This window comes from Peribacillus sp. NPDC097675 (assembly GCF_050277655.1).
Taxonomy (GTDB): domain Bacteria; phylum Bacillota; class Bacilli; order Bacillales; family DSM-1321; genus Peribacillus.
Genome location: NZ_JBNNSK010000002.1, coordinates 202,835 through 221,727, shown reverse-complemented (window position 1 = coordinate 221,727; position 18,893 = coordinate 202,835). Strand labels below are relative to the sequence as shown.

Annotated in this window: 16 protein-coding genes; 11 read left to right on the top strand and 5 right to left on the bottom strand. The window is 40.3% G+C overall.

Annotated features, from left to right (window positions below; all coding sequences use genetic code 11):
- Nucleotides 1-154 precede the first annotated feature (154 nt).
- Together ACQKL5_RS04320 and ACQKL5_RS04315 are read left to right on the top strand one after the other, a co-directional pair.
- Nucleotides 155-1,912: a 2-oxoacid:acceptor oxidoreductase subunit alpha gene (locus ACQKL5_RS04320; protein ID WP_427606791.1), complete on the top strand. Its 1,758-nt coding sequence runs from the start codon at nt 155-157 to the stop codon at nt 1,910-1,912.
- A complete protein-coding gene (locus ACQKL5_RS04315) occupies nt 1,899-2,765 on the top strand; it encodes a 2-oxoacid:ferredoxin oxidoreductase subunit beta (protein ID WP_402969926.1) in 867 nt (288 codons plus the stop codon). The genes ACQKL5_RS04320 and ACQKL5_RS04315 overlap by 14 nt, the downstream gene beginning before the upstream one ends.
- A 96-nt stretch (nt 2,766-2,861) precedes the next feature.
- Here the strand turns inward: ACQKL5_RS04315 and ACQKL5_RS04310 are convergent, their stop codons facing one another.
- Entirely contained in the window at nt 2,862-3,053 is a 192-nt protein-coding gene (locus ACQKL5_RS04310; RefSeq protein WP_427606790.1) for a hypothetical protein, read from the bottom strand.
- Nucleotides 3,054-3,549: 496 nt separating this feature from the next.
- Here ACQKL5_RS04310 and miaB point away from each other — a divergent pair, with 496 nt between their 5' ends.
- The 5 genes from miaB to mutL all read left to right on the top strand — a co-directional run bounded on the left by miaB (nt 3,550) and on the right by mutL (nt 11,167).
- Nucleotides 3,550-5,094 (top strand): tRNA (N6-isopentenyl adenosine(37)-C2)-methylthiotransferase MiaB, encoded by a 1,545-nt coding sequence (miaB, locus tag ACQKL5_RS04305; protein ID WP_427606789.1) that lies wholly within the window; start codon nt 3,550-3,552, stop codon nt 5,092-5,094.
- Complete coding sequence (locus ACQKL5_RS04300) at nt 5,095-5,523, top strand: RicAFT regulatory complex protein RicA family protein (protein ID WP_427606788.1); 429 nt, start codon at nt 5,095-5,097, stop codon at nt 5,521-5,523.
- A gap of 210 nt (nt 5,524-5,733) precedes the next feature.
- Nucleotides 5,734-6,273 carry an outer spore coat protein CotE gene (locus ACQKL5_RS04295; RefSeq protein WP_427606787.1) on the top strand — a complete coding sequence of 180 codons (540 nt, stop codon included), beginning with the start codon at nt 5,734-5,736 and terminating at the stop codon, nt 6,271-6,273.
- A 278-nt stretch (nt 6,274-6,551) separates the two neighbouring features.
- The gene (mutS, locus tag ACQKL5_RS04290; RefSeq protein WP_427606786.1) at nt 6,552-9,197 is read left to right on the top strand and encodes a DNA mismatch repair protein MutS; all 2,646 of its coding nucleotides are present in this window, start codon (nt 6,552-6,554) and stop codon (nt 9,195-9,197) included.
- 23 nt (nt 9,198-9,220) lie between these two features.
- Nucleotides 9,221-11,167 carry a DNA mismatch repair endonuclease MutL gene (gene mutL, locus ACQKL5_RS04285; protein WP_427606785.1) on the top strand — a complete coding sequence of 649 codons (1,947 nt, stop codon included), beginning with the start codon at nt 9,221-9,223 and terminating at the stop codon, nt 11,165-11,167.
- A 115-nt stretch (nt 11,168-11,282) separates the two neighbouring features.
- On the opposite strand, the gene ACQKL5_RS04280 is transcribed toward mutL, so the two are convergent.
- From ACQKL5_RS04280 to ACQKL5_RS04270, 3 genes are all read right to left on the bottom strand, one after another.
- Nucleotides 11,283-11,501 carry a DUF3006 domain-containing protein gene (locus ACQKL5_RS04280; RefSeq protein WP_427606784.1) on the bottom strand — a complete coding sequence of 73 codons (219 nt, stop codon included), beginning with the start codon at nt 11,499-11,501 and terminating at the stop codon, nt 11,283-11,285.
- Entirely contained in the window at nt 11,502-12,341 is an 840-nt protein-coding gene (locus tag ACQKL5_RS04275) for a ComEC/Rec2 family competence protein (protein ID WP_427606783.1), read from the bottom strand. It abuts the gene before it with no gap.
- Between the two features lie 283 nt (nt 12,342-12,624).
- A complete protein-coding gene (locus ACQKL5_RS04270; protein WP_427606782.1) occupies nt 12,625-13,260 on the bottom strand; it encodes a cupin domain-containing protein in 636 nt (211 codons plus the stop codon).
- 265 nt (nt 13,261-13,525) lie between these two features.
- Between ACQKL5_RS04270 and ACQKL5_RS04265 the strand changes: the two genes are divergently transcribed.
- The 4 genes from ACQKL5_RS04265 (at nt 13,526) to ACQKL5_RS04250 (ending at nt 17,472) form a co-directional block, all read left to right on the top strand.
- Nucleotides 13,526-15,418, top strand: coding sequence for an OPT family oligopeptide transporter (locus ACQKL5_RS04265; protein ID WP_427606781.1), 1,893 nt, complete (start codon nt 13,526-13,528; stop codon nt 15,416-15,418).
- Nucleotides 15,408-15,761 carry a PqqD family protein gene (locus tag ACQKL5_RS04260; protein ID WP_427606780.1) on the top strand — a complete coding sequence of 118 codons (354 nt, stop codon included), beginning with the start codon at nt 15,408-15,410 and terminating at the stop codon, nt 15,759-15,761. The genes ACQKL5_RS04265 and ACQKL5_RS04260 overlap by 11 nt, the downstream gene beginning before the upstream one ends.
- Before the next feature lie 175 nt (nt 15,762-15,936).
- Nucleotides 15,937-16,743: an SDR family NAD(P)-dependent oxidoreductase gene (locus ACQKL5_RS04255; protein WP_427606779.1), complete on the top strand. Its 807-nt coding sequence runs from the start codon at nt 15,937-15,939 to the stop codon at nt 16,741-16,743.
- A 120-nt stretch (nt 16,744-16,863) separates the two neighbouring features.
- Nucleotides 16,864-17,472, top strand: coding sequence for a class I SAM-dependent methyltransferase (locus ACQKL5_RS04250; RefSeq protein ID WP_427606778.1), 609 nt, complete (start codon nt 16,864-16,866; stop codon nt 17,470-17,472).
- Nucleotides 17,473-17,698: 226 nt separating this feature from the next.
- On the opposite strand, the gene ACQKL5_RS04245 is transcribed toward ACQKL5_RS04250, so the two are convergent.
- Nucleotides 17,699-18,880: an NAD(P)/FAD-dependent oxidoreductase gene (locus ACQKL5_RS04245; protein WP_427606777.1), complete on the bottom strand. Its 1,182-nt coding sequence runs from the start codon at nt 18,878-18,880 to the stop codon at nt 17,699-17,701.
- Nucleotides 18,881-18,893 lie beyond the last annotated feature (13 nt).

Here is an 18,893-nt window from a genome sequence, read left to right as displayed (position 1 = left end):
ATCCTAAAGGTTGCATTTTATGTATTTTACCGATAGAATTGAAAGCGATTAGTACACCTTTCATGCAATAGAACGATTATATACATATTGAACGTTCTGAAGAGAGGTGCAGTTTAATGCAGTTATATACGAACGTTCTAAAGGAGTGTAAGACATGATCAATCAACTTTCATGGAAAGTTGGCGGACAACAAGGTGAAGGTATTGAAAGTACAGGAGAAATTTTCTGTATTGCCCTCAATCGCTTAGGTTACTACTTGTATGGCTACCGTCATTTCTCATCTCGAATTAAGGGTGGACACACGAATAATAAAATTCGTGTAAGTACTACCGAGACTCGTGCTATCTCAGATGATTTAGACATCTTAGTCGCTTTTGACCAAGAAACAATAGACGTCAATTATAAAGAACTACACGCTGGTGGCATCATTATCGCTGATGCAAAATTCAAACCTGTCTGCCCTGAAGATACAAAGGCAGAGTTATATATAGTCCCATTTACAGAAATCGCTTCTGAGTTGGGCACTTCTTTAATGAAAAACATGGTTGCAATTGGAGCTACCTGTGCTGTTTTAGGTATGGAAATCTCCGTGTTCAACGATGTAGTCGATGAAATCTTCGGCCGTAAAGGGGAAGAAATCGTTAAAAAGAACATGGATGCGATTACTGCTGGTTATAAATCCATGGAAACATTGCTAGGTGAAAAAGTGGGAGCCATGGAACTTGAAAAAGCGGATGGTCAAAAACGTTTGTTCATGATTGGTAACGACGCAATCGCACTAGGTGCGGTTGCCGGTGGTTGTCGCTTTATGGCAGCGTACCCAATAACGCCAGCTTCCGAAATCATGGAGTATTTAATCAAGAAACTGCCTAAAGTAGGTGGTACCGTTATCCAGACCGAGGATGAAATCGCAGCAGCTACGATGGCAATCGGAGCAAATTACGGTGGCGTTCGTGCTATCACGGCTTCAGCAGGCCCAGGGCTTTCCTTGAAAATGGAAGCAATCGGTTTAGCTGGTATCACCGAAACTCCGATTGTTATTGTAGATACACAACGTGGCGGTCCTTCCACGGGACTTCCAACGAAACAAGAGCAATCGGATTTAATGGCAATGATTTATGGTACACATGGGGAAATCCCGAAAATTGTCATGGCCCCGAGTACAGTGGAGGAAGCCTTTTATGATACGGCTGAAGCCTTTAATCTTGCTGAGGAATATCAATGTCCGGTTATCATTTTATCCGATTTGCAACTTTCACTAGGTAAACAAACGGTGCAACCGCTAGATTACAGTAAAGTAGAAATCAGACGTGGTAAACTTTTGGATTATGAAATTGAAGGATCTCAAGAAAAAACATATTTCAAACGTTATGAAGTAACGGAAGATGGAGTGTCACCGCGAGTCCTTCCAGGTATGAAGAATGGTATTCACCATGTAACCGGTGTAGAGCATGATGAAACAGGTAAGCCTTCTGAATCAGCTGCCAACCGTGTAGCACAGATGGATAAACGGATGCGTAAGCTTAGCAATTTGGCGCACACGTTCGATACACCTGTATACAAGAATGCACCTCACGAAGAGTCTGATTTATTGATCTTAGGATTTAACTCTACCCGAGGAACGATAGATGAAGCAATCGGTCGTTTAGAATCAGATGGAATAAAAGTGAATCATGCGCAAGTTCGTTTGATTCACCCATTCCCTGCGGATGAAGTTCTTTCTTTAGTACAATCGGCTAAGAAAGTAGTAGTAATTGAAAATAATGCGACTGGACAATTGGCTAATATTATCAAGATGAATGTCGGACATGTAAACAAAATTAAAAGCATCCTAAAATATGATGGCAACCCTTTCCTCCCGCATGAAATTCACACACAATGCAAGGAGATGTTCGAATATGGCAACGTTTAAAGAGTTTCGAAATGATGTAAAACCTAATTGGTGTCCTGGATGCGGGGATTTCTCCGTCCAAGCTGCCATGCAGCGTGCAGCAGCCAATGTAGGATTGGAACCAGAAAACTTGGCTGTGGTTTCTGGTATCGGCTGTTCAGGCCGCATTTCCGGCTACATCAAATCATATGGCTTCCATGGTATACATGGTCGTTCGTTGCCGATTGCCCAAGGGTTGAAAATGGCTAACCGCGAATTGACCGTTATAGCTTCCGGTGGGGACGGCGATGGTTTTGCAATCGGAATGGGACATACCATTCATGCAATTCGTCGTAACATCGATATTACGTATATTGTCATGGATAACCAAATTTATGGTCTAACGAAAGGTCAAACTTCCCCTCGTTCAGCTGCTGGATTTAAAACAAAATCCACCCCTGAAGGATCAATTGAGAGGGCAGTTTCTCCTATGGAATTAGCTTTATCAGCAGGCGCAACATTCGTCGCTCAAAGCTTTTCCACGGATCTAAAAGACTTAACGGCAATCATTGAAGCAGGAATCAATCATAAAGGGTTCTCCTTTATCAATGTTTTCTCTCCATGCGTAACTTATAACAAAATCAATACGTATGATTGGTTTAAACAAAACCTAACAAAATTAAACACGATTGAAGGGTATGATTCCACTAATAAAGAACAGGCCATGCAAACATTGATGAAGCACGATAGTCTTGTGACAGGAATCATTTATCAAGATTCTTCACGTCCATCTTATCAGGAATTAATTCCTGGTTATGCAGAGGAATCGTTGAATAAGTCGGATCTAACTTTGGATCAAGCTCATTTCGATAAACTTGTTGAAGAATTTATGTAAGCATGAAAAGGTCCACCCCAAATTTGGGGTGAACCTTTTTTTTATGGTTAACTAAGCGTTCTAGTTAGGAGATCGCCATTAAGTCGATCCTACTAATCAGTAAGCATTACCAACCGTTGCATCCGCAGTTGTTTCCTCCAAAGTTGCGGTTACAGCACCCAAAAGAAAAGAAATTGCAACGATTTCTCCTGCAACAACAGTTGTTGTTATTGTTATTGTTACAGTTGTTATGGTTATTATTGTTGTTGTAATGATGGTGATGATGGTGATGTTTGTTATTGTTGTCATTATCATTATTGCGACGTTGACAACCTCTTACTGCACGACAGAAATCTCGTTCGATATTGTTGTTATTATTTTCGTGCTTGTCATGCCCCTTGTGACACTCATACTCGTACTCGTCATTATTTTTGTTATATGACATATAAGTCACTCCCTAAATTATTTTTGTTGTACGAGATATCTTATTCAAGAGCGGACAGGATGTTATAGGACCCCGTCCCATTTAGTGAAAATGTACGTTAGACCTAGCCGATAAAAATAAATTGAAAATCTTAGAACCAATGCAATATTCATTTCATATGTTATTACTATTTTGTGAAATTTTTCTAACAAATGCTTAAGGAGTGACAGAATGATTGTTTCTTCCAGATAAAAGCTTTATACTATGATAATGTGGATATATCACAATAAAAGGCAATTATTTACTTGTTATTTAATAAGGTAAACTGTACAGAAATAGTTAGCATGATAAATAAACTAACTATTTTGAAAGGAGATTGACATGAACGAGAAACAGCGATTAGAATCACAACAAGTGCAGTCTGAAAATCCAGCGGACAAAAAATCCGAAAAGGATTACAGTAAGTACTTTCAAGCAGTTTATATTTCGCCTTCCTTGAAAGATGCTAAAAAACGTGGAAAAGAAGATGTTGAATATCATGATGACTTTGCTATTCCTGAGCAATTCCGTGGAATGGGAGAGGGCAAGAAATTTCTTATTCGTACATATGGTTGTCAAATGAATGAACACGACACAGAAGTCATGGCCGGTATCTTTACGGCACTCGGCTATCAACCGACCAATATGGTTGAAGAGGCGAATGTCATTTTACTGAACACTTGTGCAATTCGCGAAAACGCGGAGAACAAGGTGTTTGGGGAATTGGGACATTTAAAATCACTTAAATTGGAAAAACCTGATTTACTGCTAGGGGTTTGCGGTTGTATGTCACAAGAAGAGTCCGTCGTTAAACGGATTCTTGAGAAACATCATTTTGTCGATATGATTTTTGGCACGCATAATATCCATCGTTTACCTCAAATCCTTAATGAAGCCTATCTTTCAAAAGAGATGGTGATTGAAGTTTGGTCCAAAGAAGGAGACGTTATTGAGAATCTCCCTAAAGTTCGTAAAGGGAAAACGAAAGCCTGGGTAAATATTATGTATGGGTGTGATAAATTCTGTACATACTGTATCGTGCCTTTCACGCGTGGTAAAGAAAGAAGCCGCCGCCCGGAAGACATCATTCAGGAAGTGCGTCATTTGGCAGCGCAGGGCTATAAGGAAGTCACTCTCCTCGGTCAAAATGTGAATGCATATGGAAAAGACTTCACGGACATGGAGTACCGACTCGGTGATTTAATGGAAGAAATTCGTAAAATCGATATCCCACGAATCCGTTTCACTACGAGCCACCCCCGTGATTTTGATGATCATTTGATTGAAGTACTTGCTAAAGGCGGTAATTTAGTGGATCATATCCATCTTCCTGTTCAATCCGGAAGTACGGAAACGCTTAAGATCATGGCCCGTAAATATACACGCGAACATTATTTAGAACTTGTTAGAAAAATCAGAGAAGCGATTCCTAACGCGTCCTTAACTACGGATATCATTGTCGGTTATCCAAATGAAACGGAAGAACATTTTGAGGAAACGATGTCTCTATACCGAGAAGTTGGATTTGATGCTGCTTATACGTATATTTACTCTCCACGAGAAGGAACGCCTGCAGCAAAAATGCAGGATAATGTCCCGATGGAAGTTAAAAAGGAACGTTTGCAACGCCTGAATGCACTTGTTAATGAAACATGCGCATTGAAAATGAAAGAGTACAATGGGCAGATTGTTGAAGTCCTTGTAGAGGGTGAAAGCAAGAAAAACCCGGATGTATTAGCCGGTTATACGACGAAAAATAAGCTTGTGAACTTCAAGGGACCAAGATCTGCGATTGGCCAAATCGTCAAGGTGCAAATCACCGATACGAAAACATGGTCATTGAATGGGGATATGGTCGAAGAAGCAACAGCGATTGAGGTGGAGTAAATGACAAAGTATACAAAAGACGATATCTTAACAAAAGCGGCAGAACTGGCTCAAATGATTGCCAGCACAGAAGAGGTTGATTTCTTTAAACGGGCGGAAGCTCATATTAATGAAAATCAAAAAATCCGTGAAATGATTGCCAGTATCAAGAGCTTACAAAAACAAGCCGTGAATTTCCAACATTATGGAAAAGAAAAAGCGTACGGACAAGTTCAAGCCAAAATCGATGCCCTTGAAAAGCAATTAGATGAATTGCCTATTGTCCAAGAGTTCAAGCAATCTCAAGTAGATGTCAATGACCTTTTGCAAATGGTCTCTTCTCAAGTATCCAATAAGGTGACGGACTTGATTATTGAATCGACTCAAGGTGATATCCTTCGTGGGGAAACTGGATCAAAGGTACAGGCCGGCGGCGGAGGCTGTTCATAAATCTCTTAAAAACCCTTCTGACTTCAGAAGGGTTTTTTTATGCCCTAAACCCTTATACAGCGCCCATTCGTGACACATATCCCAAAACTGGCGCATAAAATAACCTAGATTTAAACATTACAGCAGTTTTCAGATATAAAAAATTCTACGCACACTAGACTTTTACCACGCATAGGATGAATGGAAACTGTATGAGGAGGGTTCGCTAGCATGTCACAATATAGAGAGATAATTACTAAAGCGGTGGTGGCCAAGGGACGTAAATTCACAAAGTCCTCACACACCATTTGCCCGGCTCATCATCCTTCTAGCATTCTAGGTTGTTGGATCATCAACCATAAATACGATGCCAAGAAAGTCGGCAAAAAGGTAGAAATTCACGGCAGCTACGAAATCAACGTTTGGTATTCATATAACCATAATTCCAAGACGGAAGTTGTCACAGAAAAAGTACAATATACCGACGTGATTTCGTTAAAATACCGTGATCCAGATTGTCAAGATGACCATGAAATCGTAGCGCAAGCTGTCCAACAGCCGAATTGTTTAGAAGCTGTAATCTCCCCTTGTGGACAAAAGATCATTGTCCATGTGGAAAGAGAATTCTTTGTGGAGGTCGTTGGCGAGACGAAAATCTGTGTCGCTGTAAGTCCAGATGGCCGCTGTGAAGATGACTGGGGCTCAGATTTTGATGATGATGAGTTCGAAGATTTAGATCCGGATTTCCTAGATGAATTTGAAGACGAATAAAATAGTATAAATATAGTCAATACCGGATGACATTCCCTTCATCCGGTTTTATTTTAGTTAAAGTCAAAAAGGGATAATCAGTCGAAACTTAATTACCTATCAGTGTTTATGATCTTTTACTCCTTGTGAGAAGCCGATTTCACTTGTTAGTGATAAGAGTTACTCGCGAATTTTACATGTATTCTTGCAATATCGAATACGGGAAAGGTGCTATCCCATATGGTATAATAAAGGACATATATGAATAACAGATTATAGTTTGGAAAGGTTTTGAAAGAATGGCTGGTTATACACCAATGATTCAACAATATTTAAAAATCAAGGCAGAGTATCAAGATGCCTTTTTATTTTTTCGTTTAGGAGATTTTTATGAAATGTTCTTTGAGGACGCTTTAAAAGCCTCACAGGAACTTGAGATTACGTTAACGAGCCGGGAGGGTGGCACTGAAAACCGCATTCCTATGTGTGGTATACCCTATCACTCCGCGCCTAATTATATTGATATTTTAATAGAAAAAGGCTTTAAGGTGGCCATTTGTGAGCAGACGGAGGATCCTAAACAAGCAAAAGGCGTCGTTCGCCGGGAAGTTGTCCAACTGATTACACCGGGAACCAAAATGGATAGTAAAGGCCTACGAGAAAAAGAGAACAATTATATTGCAACAATCACTTCTTTTGCAGATGGGCAATTTGGCTTTGCCTACAATGACTTATCGACTGGTGAAAGCAAGGTCACGTTGATTGAAAGTTTCGAAGAAGTATTAAACGAGTTCGCCATTCTTGGTGCCAGTGAAGTTGTCATTGCAACGGATTTTAACGAAGAATGGAAAAAGCATTTGCAGGTTCGCGGAGCAGCGGCACTTTCCCTTGAGGATAACTTGGAACAAAGTGAGTCGTTCATTTCCTTGCTCCGGTTGTTAAAAGAGGACAAGCAGGCTCAAACGACTGCTCGTTTATTGAATTATTTATATCGCACCCAAAAAAGAAGCCTTGATCATCTTCAACCCGTATTTGCCTATGAAACGTCCCAATATATGAAAATCGATTACTATAGTAAGCGTAATTTGGAGTTGACGGAAACCATACGTTCCAAAGGGAAGAAAGGGTCATTATTATGGCTTTTGGATGAAACGAAGACAGCGATGGGCGGGCGGATGCTGAAGCAATGGATTGATCGCCCACTCATCAATCGAGTGCAAATTGAACGAAGACAAAATCTTGTTGAAACGTTGAAGGAACAATATTTTGAACGTCAAGATCTGCGGGAGCGCTTGAAGGAAGTATATGATTTAGAGCGTCTCGCGGGCCGTGTCGCCTTTGGGAACGTCAATGCACGGGATTTAATCCAATTGAAACGTTCACTTCAACAGGTGCCCATCATTCGTGAAATCGTCCAATCCATGGCCTCCAACCTGGATATAGCAGCTCTTGCCGAAAAACTGGATCCCTGCGAAGAAGTGACCGATTTGCTTGAATCGGCACTTGTGGAGAACCCACCGTTATCCGTTAAGGAAGGAAACATCATTCAAGATGGTTTCCACTCGGAACTGGATACATATCGAGACGCCAGCCGAAACGGAAAAACGTGGATTGCCCAGCTTGAACGGGAGGAAAGGGAACGCACGGGGATTCGATCATTGAAAATCGGCTATAACCGAGTGTTTGGCTATTATATAGAAGTGACGCGTGCCAACTTGCATTTACTTGAAGAGGGGCGGTATGAACGGAAACAAACTTTGACCAATGCTGAACGGTATATCACACCTGAATTGAAAGAAAAGGAAGCCCTGATTTTACAAGCCGAAGAGAAAAGCGTCGGTCTCGAATACGACCTATTCCTTAATTTACGTGAACAGGTGAAAAGCTATATCCCGCGTTTACAAGAGCTAGCGAAAGGTGTCAGTGAGCTTGACGTTTTGCAATGCTTTGCAACGATCAGTGAAGAGCGTCATTATGTGAAGCCAATCTTTTCCGAAAATCGCAAAATTGTTCTCAAAGAAGGGCGCCATCCAGTTGTCGAAAAAGTACTGCAATCACAAGAGTATGTGCCTAATGACTGCTTGATGGATAGTGACCGGGAATTGCTTCTGATTACCGGACCGAATATGTCGGGTAAAAGTACGTATATGCGTCAGATTGCGTTGACATCCATTTTGGCCCAAATCGGTTGTTTCGTATCGGCATCAACAGCTGAACTGCCGATTTTCGATAAAGTGTTCACTCGAATTGGCGCAGCGGATGATCTCATTTCGGGACAAAGTACCTTCATGGTCGAGATGCTCGAAGCTAAGAACGCGATCATGAATGCAACGGAAAATAGCCTGATTTTATTCGATGAAATAGGACGTGGAACTTCTACCTACGATGGTATGGCACTAGCGCAGGCCATCATTGAATACATCCACGAAGAAATCGGCGCAAAGACACTCTTTTCGACACACTATCATGAATTGACGATACTTTCAGAGGAACTTACTAAACTGAAAAACATCCATGTAAGTGCAATCGAACAGAATGGGAATGTCGTTTTTCTTCACAAAATAAAAGAAGGTCCAGCTGATAAAAGTTATGGTATCCATGTAGCCAAGCTTGCCGACCTTCCTAAGCAGTTAATCGACCGGGCTTCTGCTATTTTAGCTCAACTTGAAAATGAAAATGGACAAGGACATGGGAAGGAAGTGCCTTCACGGCCAGCCACTGATCGTGATATGGGAGTTCCTCTCGTCACTAAGGATAAGGTTGAATCGGTTGTCAATGAAGCGTCACAACTTTCCTTTTTTGGGGAAGAAGCTCCTAGAGAAAAAACAAATTCATCACCCAAGGAAAAAAAGGTACTTGATGACATCAAATCGCTTGATATTCTTGAAATGACACCGCTTGAAGCAATGAATATACTCTATAAATTGCAAAAGAAATTGAAATAATTAACTGAAGTGAGGCGATGAACGTGGGAAAAATCAAACAGCTCGATGAGGCTTTATCGAATAAAATAGCAGCTGGCGAAGTTGTTGAACGTCCTGCCTCAGTCGTGAAAGAACTTGTGGAAAATGCCATAGATGCCAGCAGCACCATCATAGAAATAGAATTGGTGGAGGCTGGACTTGGTTCGATAAGGATTATAGATAATGGAGATGGAATGACGGCAGATGATGTAGAAGCAGCCTTTAAACGTCATGCCACAAGTAAAATAAAAGATGAAAATGACTTATTTCGAATTCGGACGCTGGGATTCCGTGGTGAAGCGATGCCAAGTATTGCATCTGTATCCCACTTTGAGATGAAAAGCAGCACAGGTGAGGGGCCGGGAACGCGAATCCTGCTTGAAGGGGGAGTCATCAGGGAACTGGAGGCTTCATCGAGCCGAAAAGGAACGGACATCACGGTTTCCGAGTTATTTTACAATACGCCGGCTCGGTTAAAGTATTTAAAAACGATTCATACCGAGCTTGGAAACATTACGGATGTCACCAATAGATTAGCACTGTCACATCCGGACATTTCGATACGCTTAACACATAATGAGAAACGTATCTTGCATACGAATGGAAATGGGGATGTCCGTCAAGTATTGGCGGCCATTTACGGCATGAATATTGCCAAAAAGATGATTCCGATAGAAACAAGGTCACTTGACTTCACTATAACTGGATATATCGTGATGCCAGAGGTTACCCGTGCTTCCCGAAATTATATTTCGACGATGATTAACGGTAGATTCATAAAAAATTACGTCCTTGTGAAGGCAATCTTGGAAGGATATCATACCTTGCTGCCGATTGGTCGTTTCCCGATTGCTTTATTGAATATTGAAATGGATCCGATATTGGTCGATGTCAATGTGCACCCATCTAAATTAGAGGTGCGACTTAGCAAGGAACAAGAATTATACAGCCTTGTTTCTGAAACGATTAAATCAGCTTTCAAGAAAATTTCCTTAATACCAAGCGGCTTTACACCTTCAAAGCAGGAAGAGCCAAGAAGCGAGCAGACGGAGCTCAGTTTAGACCATGTAGTGGAAAGTGGAAGACGGGTTCTCGAAGAAGCAAAAAAAGAAACGTCATTGCTGAAGAATACGTTGATACGAGAAAAACAGCAGCAGGAAAGTACTATAGAACCTATCGAGGATAATCGGACTATCGATACCATGCGAGAGATAATATATAGTAGTGAAGGAAGTAAAAAAATGGATGAATCCTCTATTCCTGTCTTTCCTCCAGAGGAAAAAATTCCACACTTCGAATCAGCTGAAGGGTATACGACGTATACAGTCGAGGAGATTGAAGAGGAAGTCGAAGAGGATGAATCAACAAGCCGAATACCACCCATGTATCCAATCGGACAAATGCATGGGACGTATATTTTTGCTCAAAATGAAAAAGGTTTATATATCATCGATCAGCATGCTGCACAGGAACGGATTAAATATGAATACTTCAAAGAAAAGGTCGGCCGTGTCGAAAACGAGCTACAGGATATGCTCGTTCCGATTACGTTAGAATTCTCGACTGATCAATCCATTCGCATAAATGAATACAGGACTGAACTAGAAAAAGTAGGCGTCTTTCTAGAGGAATTCGGCCATAATGCTTTTATTGTCCGTTCCCATCCGCAATGGTTCCCTAAAGGAATTGAACAGGAAATCCTTGAAGACATGATCGAGCAATTACTATCGATGAAAAAAGTGGATATCAAAAAACTGCGTGAAGAGGCGGCTATCATGATGAGTTGCAAAGCCTCCATCAAAGCAAACCGCCATCTCCGCAATGACGAAATACAAGCGCTGTTAGATGAACTAAGGCACACAACCGATCCATTCACATGCCCGCACGGAAGGCCAATCATCATCTCCTATTCCATTTATGAAATGGAGAAGATGTTCAAACGGGTGATGTAAACAGTAGAGAACTCCTTTTAATAGGGGTTCTCTGTTTTTATATACCATAATGGGATAGATATTTAAGGGCCCATAAGAAAACCCCCTCCTCAGTTTGAGAAGGGGGTGGTCCTGATTAATCTTCAAACAATTCATCCATCAAGTCATCAATTTCTTTTTTTAACTGTTTAGTGCCTTCTTTAGAGACCGTAATTTTATCACCATCGATTATTAGCATATCCCCGACTCTGGCCCCTTTAGGAAGGGAGCTTTTCGGGAAATCCTTCATATCTCCGCCATTGATTTCCACAACGGCGATTTTTCCTTCGAAGCGATCAATAATTCCCTGAACCATTTATTTCACCGTCTTTACAGTAAGTTTCGTACCTGTAGAAGTAAAAATGATATTTCCTGATTTGTCTGTACGATAGGTCTGGGCTTTAACGGAGTTCAAACGTTTTATCACGGTAGAAGTAGGATGTCCATATCTATTTTTTCCTACGCTAATTATAGCGTATTTTGGTTTGGTTTTCTTTACAAAGGCTGAACTAGTAGAGGTATTTGCTCCATGATGGCCAACTTTAAGCACATCGACACTTGGTATTAGTTTTTTAGCAAGCATATCTTTTTCTGACTTTTCTTCTGCGTCACCAGTGAATAAGAACGTCTTTTTGTTGTGTGTAAGTAAAAGGACGGCACTCCAGTTGTTCAAGTCTGACTTTGCATAATCTTTGACTGGAGCTAAGAATTTTAATGATGTATTTTTGGCTTTCGTGCTGATTTGCACACCAGTCTTAGCGGTTTTGATTTTCAATCCTTTTTTCTTAACTGCTGATAAAAAGTCTTTGTATGCTTGTGTAGTGTGCGAAACTTTGGGAGCATACACCGCCTTTACTTTTAGCGTATTTAAAACATAAGCTAATCCACCTACATGGTCAGCGTCCGGATGAGTGGAAACCACGGCATTAAGAGTTGTAACTTTTTGTTTCTTTAAATAAGCAACAACCTCATCGCCTTTTCCTTTTCCACCAGCATCGATTAATATGTTTTCGTTCCCGGTTTGAATAAGTATGGAATCGCCTTGACCTACATTGATAAAGTGTACCTTTACGTTAGAAGCTGCTTCCGCTGATTGAGTTCCTGTAAATAAAGTTAAAAAAAGAACAGCAACTAAGAAAATTTTAATTTTTTTCATTATTATATCACCCTAATGTATATTACCATGGTTTATGAGAAAAAAGAGTGATTAAAATATTTTAATATAATAATATCTTTTGTGAATTATATATATGTGTACATAGAAGCGTAATAATCACGATTAACCTGTTTAAATAGAAAAGTATATAGAGGATGGATGGATTAAAAGGGTTCCTGAATAAGAGAAAAAATATAAACGAACTTGAAGGGATAATGAAAGAAGAACTTCAATGTGCCATAAGATTTTCTTTATATTCTGGAAATATCTAATTTTGGTTCTGTTAATAAAAATAATAGGGCATGTTAGTTGGATATTGGTAGTAGTATGGATTGTTTGGGTAAACGTACCCTTGGTTTATATAATGTGATTGGTGAGTTGCACGGTTTTTCACGGATCTGTTAAAAGAGGAGGCGGGACCTATAAATGTTGAGGGCTTAACTGGTGCAGTGGTATTTTTCCACTGGTCTTCATCCATGGAATATGTGTGGGCCATAATGTCCGCTGGCGTTAATTTCAAGATATCTGAACCGAGGATGACTTCAGGTGTGGGTGCATTGAAAATAGCAAGTAAATGTGTATTGTCCTCAGTAGCTACTTCATAATGCCACCAACCTTGAGGGACATTGGCTACTTGGCCGGGAGTGATTGGGTAATTTTGAATGAGCTTTGTAAATGGATTGAGTAGGGAAACTGTAGCGGCTCCTGAAATGCAATATACCAGCTCAGCGGCATTTTGGTGGTAATGTGGTTCGATAATATTATTGGCACTTAAAAAAATATCGAGTAAAGAGGTGTTATCCAGTGTATTCAACTGTGAAATGCCCAGTACGTTTATATAGTTTAGGTTATCCTTTTTTACGAGAGTGCTTTTATTTACATCAAAGGAAAATTGAGTAGCAGGTGATGTATAATCCATAAATGATTCCTTCCTTCCTTTATTATGTTATTTGTCTGTGCAGGATATGTGGAGTTTTCATCAGATGTTCCAAAACCTATTTTAAAGAGTGCTACTAGAAATTCAGTTCGTATAAATCAATATTCTGGAAAAATAAAATTTAACTGAATTTTCCCTATTATCTTATTTAAGAATAAGCAGAATTTTCCCATTGCATGTTTAGAAATTACAGTGATATAATAATTCCTGTAATTTTAAAGTTAAATAGATATGGGAAGTGTCTAAATTGTCGAACAATTCAAAAGAAAGCAAATTCGTTCCATACGTGTCTGCTTCAAAATCTTTACCCGAATTAACTGTAACTGCAATTATTCTTGGTATTATCCTTGCAATTGTATTTGGAGCAGCTAATGCATACTTAGGTCTCCTTATCGGGTTGACTGTTTCCGCTTCAATTCCTGCGGCAGTCATTTCTATGGCAATCCTGAGAGGGGTTTTCCGTCGAGATTCGATCTTAGAAAACAATATTGTGCAAACGATGACAACAGCAGGTGAGGCCATTGGTGCCGGAGCTGTTTTTACTATTCCAGCATTATTTATGTGGGGAATGGATGTTAGTCAAGCGTTAATCCTTTTCATCGTTTTAACTGGTGGATTCCTTGGGGTCTTCATGATGGTACCCCTTCGTCAGCTTTTAATTGTAAAGGAGCATGAAACATTACCTTACCCTGAAGGTACGGCATGTGCTGAAGTACTGAAATCAGGTGAAAAAGGTGGATCAAGTGCTAAATTAATTGGAATCGGTTTAGTGATCGGTGGCGCGGTTAAGGCACTTGGAGATGGATTTAAGCTTTTCAAAACGGAAGTGGAAACGGGCATCACTGGTTTCAAAAATGCAGTAGTGGGCCTTGATGCATTTCCTTCTCTATTAGGTGTCGGTTATATCATCGGGCCACGTGTTGCCGGACAAATGATTGGTGGAGGTCTATTAGCCTGGATCGTTCTCATACCAGCAATCAGTTTCTTCGGTAGCGGTAGCACTACACCAATATTCCCATCTGAAGTACCAATCAGTGAATTGGATGCTTGGGGAATTTGGGATAACTATATCCGTTATATCGGAGCTGGAGCAGTTGCGACTGGTGGTCTGATCACACTGATTAAAACATTGCCGACTCTATTCAGTTCAGCTTTTGCAACCATTAGAGGCGTACAAGCGAATAAAGGTCAGCTTAAGGCAGGTACAATCCGTACTGAAAAAGATATTCCAGCTAAATTCGTGTGGTTGGGAATGATCGTCGTTCTTTTAATTATTGCCTTTGCTCCTGTAACGGAAGTAGGAATCATCGGGGCCATTGCGATCGGTATCTTTGGTTTCTTATTCGTAACGGTTGCTTCGAGGATCGTTGGGATTGTCGGAAGTTCTTCCTCACCAACATCAGGAATGACCATTGCAACATTACTTATTGTCGCTCTTATCTATAAGGCAACAGGCTTCACTGGCATGGATGGTATGATAGCTGTAGTCACGGTTGCTGCAATCGTTTGTACGGCACTTGCAGTGTCAGGGGACGTTTCGCAAGATTTGAAAACCGGTTACATCGTCGGTGGTACACCATGGAAACAACAGATTGCAATGATGATAGGTGTCGTTGCCTCTGCCGCTGTCATCGGCTTTACCCTTGTTTTAATGGATAATGCTTATACAATGGGTTCGGCAGAACTTCCAGCACCAAAAGCGGCCTTGATGAAAATTCTTGCTGAAGGTGTTCTTGGAGGAGACTTACCATGGACTCTTATCTTCATTGGAACAGCTATTGCCATTACGTTAGAATTCTTCGGATTGAATTCACTTAGTGTGGCTGTGGGTATTTACTTGCCAGTTCATACGAGTGCGCCAATTATGATTGGTGGTTTTGTACGTTACTTCGTTGAACGTTTTGCAAAATCTAAAGAAGCACGTAAAGCAAGAGTGGATAGAGGTACATTGTTCGCGTCCGGTTTAATCGCCGGTGAATCATTGATTGGAGTGCTTATTGCAATTTTAATCGCAGTGGGAGTTCAAGTTCCTGCTGTAGCAGTGTTGGCTAGCAATCTGATACCATTCTTATTATTCCTTGCTTTAGCTGGAGTGCTTTGGTATGTATCTAGCAAAAGGAATAAAGAAGATGTTTCGTAAACAAAAATCAAAGAGAAACCTACTAACAATGGTTCCTCTTTTGGAAAGTCGTGTCACCTTTGAATGTGATTCTTCATCGGATACCGGCCTCTTGATAATCCAGAGAACTAACTTTGTCGAGAGACTGACGATTCGTTTCTTTAAGCAACGAGCATTTCGCAAAATAAAGCTCGATAAGTTCGGTAGATTTGCCATTGAGCAAATGGACCATCGCAAGAATGTCCATGAGATTTCGGAAGCAATGATTGAACATTTTGGGGAAGAGGCCGAGCCGTCCTTACCACGCCTAGTGAAGTTTTTGGAAATCCTTGAGGTTCATGAATGGATTACTTGGGAAGAATGAAAATAACAAACAAGCTGAAGCATGTAATATGTGCTTCAGCTTGTTTGTTTATCTTTGCAATGATATCAGTTAATTCCATAACAGTTTGATTTGAAAAGAAAAACAACCTACTTTATTATGGAAGGGAGTAATAAAGTAGGTTGTTTACTAGTATAAGAATAGAGGGGGATGAAGAGTGGGAAGAGTACAAGGTAAGGTAGCATTAGTAACGGGTGGAGCATCCGGTATCGGTCTATCGGCATCGGTGTTGATGGCCAAGGAAGGTGCCAAGGTAGTAATTGCCGATTTAAATGAAAAAGAAGCTAAGGATGCGGCCGAAATGATTAAAAATCAGGGGGGAGAAGCAATTGGTATATTCCTGGATGCCGGAAAGGAAGAATCAATCAGGAATGCAATAGAAACGACCGTTGAGTCATTTGGTACCATAACGGTACTGGTTAATAATGTAGGATTAACGAATTTACATAAAGATCTGGATGTCGTGAACCTTGATTTGGATGAGTGGGACCGGCTTATGAACGTAAACTTGAAAAGTGTGTTATTGGGTAGTAGATTTGCCATTCCGCACATGATTAAAGCTGGTGGTGGTTCGATAATTAATACAGCTTCCATGGCAGGTCTTACAGGGGATTCTACAAGATCAGCCTATGGGGCGTCTAAAGCAGCTGTCGTGAACTTGACTCGCTATATCGCAAGCCAATATGGTAAAGATCATATTCGGTGTAACGGGGTGGCGCCAGGCCTGATTTTAACACCGGCCGCCCAAAATAATATGCCACAGGCTGTACTCGATATATTCGCAAAGTTTAATGCCTTACCATACCATGGCGAAGCTGATGATATCGGATATACGGTCCTATTCCTTGCATCGGATGAGTCGAAATTCATTACAGGACAGACGATACAAGTGGAGGGCGGTCACTATATGGCCAACCCCAGTATTTCAGATTTCAATGACTATCTAGCTAAGTCACAGTCATGAAAAGAATTCTTTCGCTTGGCTGAGGGTGCTTTTTAAGCGTAGAAAGGTATCCATACCATCTTTAAAATGTTCTATTAACGGTTGGAATATGGATAAATATTTGTGAGCAGGTGCACTGAAATGAAAGAGAATGACTATGATGAATTACTTAATATCAAGACCAGTGGAAATCAAATGGGGTTCAATGACTCTATTCATTATCACCGATATGAACCAACTCCATATAGCGCACTAGAACAACTATTTAAAATCTATGAGTTGAAAAGAAGTGATCGGATCGTGGATTTCGGTTGTGGAAAAGGGAGATTGAATTTCTATATTTCCCACTTGTTTCATGCCTCTGTTGTGGGTGTTGAGATGAATGAAGATTTCTATCTAGAGGCGGTTGAAAATCGTAAAAATCATATGAAGAAAGTAAAAACGTACGATAACAGTATTGAATTTCATTGCTGTCTGGCAGAAGAATATATGATTGATTTCCGGGACAATCGCTTTTATTTCTTTAATCCATTTTCGGTACAAATCTTCATGAAAATCATCAATCATATCTTACTTTCCTTCGAAAAACACCCACGCCAAATCGAATTGATACTCTTTTACGGGTCAGAGGATTACATCTTTTTCCTAGAGAATCAAACGGGGTTTGAATGGAAGGAAGAAATACTGCTTCCTCAATTATCCGAGCGTGATTTCTATGAGAGATTTGTAATCTATCAATTGAACTGTTGAATAAACCCTAATGGAAGAGGCCCCTTTTGGAAAAATCCATAGAAATGATAAGGGAGAAACAGGAGAATTCTAAAATGAGGCTGTACGTAAGATGGGAACTATTAACCTAGAATAAGGATTGACTTTTCCATAAACCAAGAAAACTTAAATAGCCAGTTCCTCTCTTTAGAGAGGAACTGGCTATTATCTTTACAGACTTTATAAAAAAGTAAGTTCAGTAGTGAACTTAATAAACCAAGTTGTAAAGGGCTTTAATGTGAGTCAAATAACGGATGTTACTTGCTTCTTTCATTAATGTTGCTGGTAAGCCTTTAAGTGAAGTGTTGTTAGCTCCAACTGTAGCTACACCATCTTTACGTCCTAAGCTAGCAAGTGTTCCTGAGTTGATAGGAGAGAATTCTTCTAGTTTTTTGCCTTCAAAAGCTGCATAAAGGTTGTAACCGACTAGTTCTCCCATTTGCCAAGCGTTTTGTGCAGTAGGTGCGTATGGACGGCCACCTTCTGGAGGGAATGCGACAGCACTATCACCGACAACGAATACGTCATTATGAGATTTAGATTGAAGGTATTCATTGACTGTTGCTTTACCGCGATCAACTTCAAGGCCTGATTCACCAACGATAGGAAGAGCAGCAACGCCACCTGTCCAAACAAGTGTATTAGCCGTAATTGTTTGTCCGTCTTTCAATTCGATAACATTTCCTTTAACACCTGTTACAGGAAGGCTAGTTAAGAATTCAACACCACGTGCTTGTAGACTTGTCATGGCACGTTCAATTAAGTGATCAGGTAAGACTGGAAGAATTTTTGGACCTGCTTCAATAAGCTTGATTTTCAAGTCTTTGTAATCCACTCCGAATTGCTTAGCAATTTTAGGGAAGTGGTCTACGATTTCACCGATTAATTCCACGCCAGTTAATCCGCCGCCGCCAATTACGATTGTAGCATCCGCTTCATTTTTAGTAACAGAATATTCACGAATGCGATCTTCGATATGTTTGTATATTTTGTTTGCATCATGTACAGATTTTAATACCATGCTGTTTTCTTCAAGTCCTGGAATGCCGAAGAATCCTGTTTGGCTTCCTAAAGCAACAACTAAAGCATCATAAGTAAGAGTAGAACCATTAGCAAGTTTCACTTGTTTTTTATCTACTGAGAAAGATTCTGCTTTTGAGATGACAAGATCGATGTCTTTTCCTTTGAAAAGTTTTTCTAATGGAATAGCCACAGCTTGTTCGGAAGCGGATCCTCCTGCAAGACGATGAAGTTCTGTGATAATTTGATGTGTTGGGTATTGGTTAACTACTGTAACTTGTGCTTCATCTTTATTTAGATATTTTCGAACAGTCAATGCAGATAGTAATCCGCCGTATCCTGCACCTAAGATGACGATTTGTTTTGACATTTATTAATCCCCC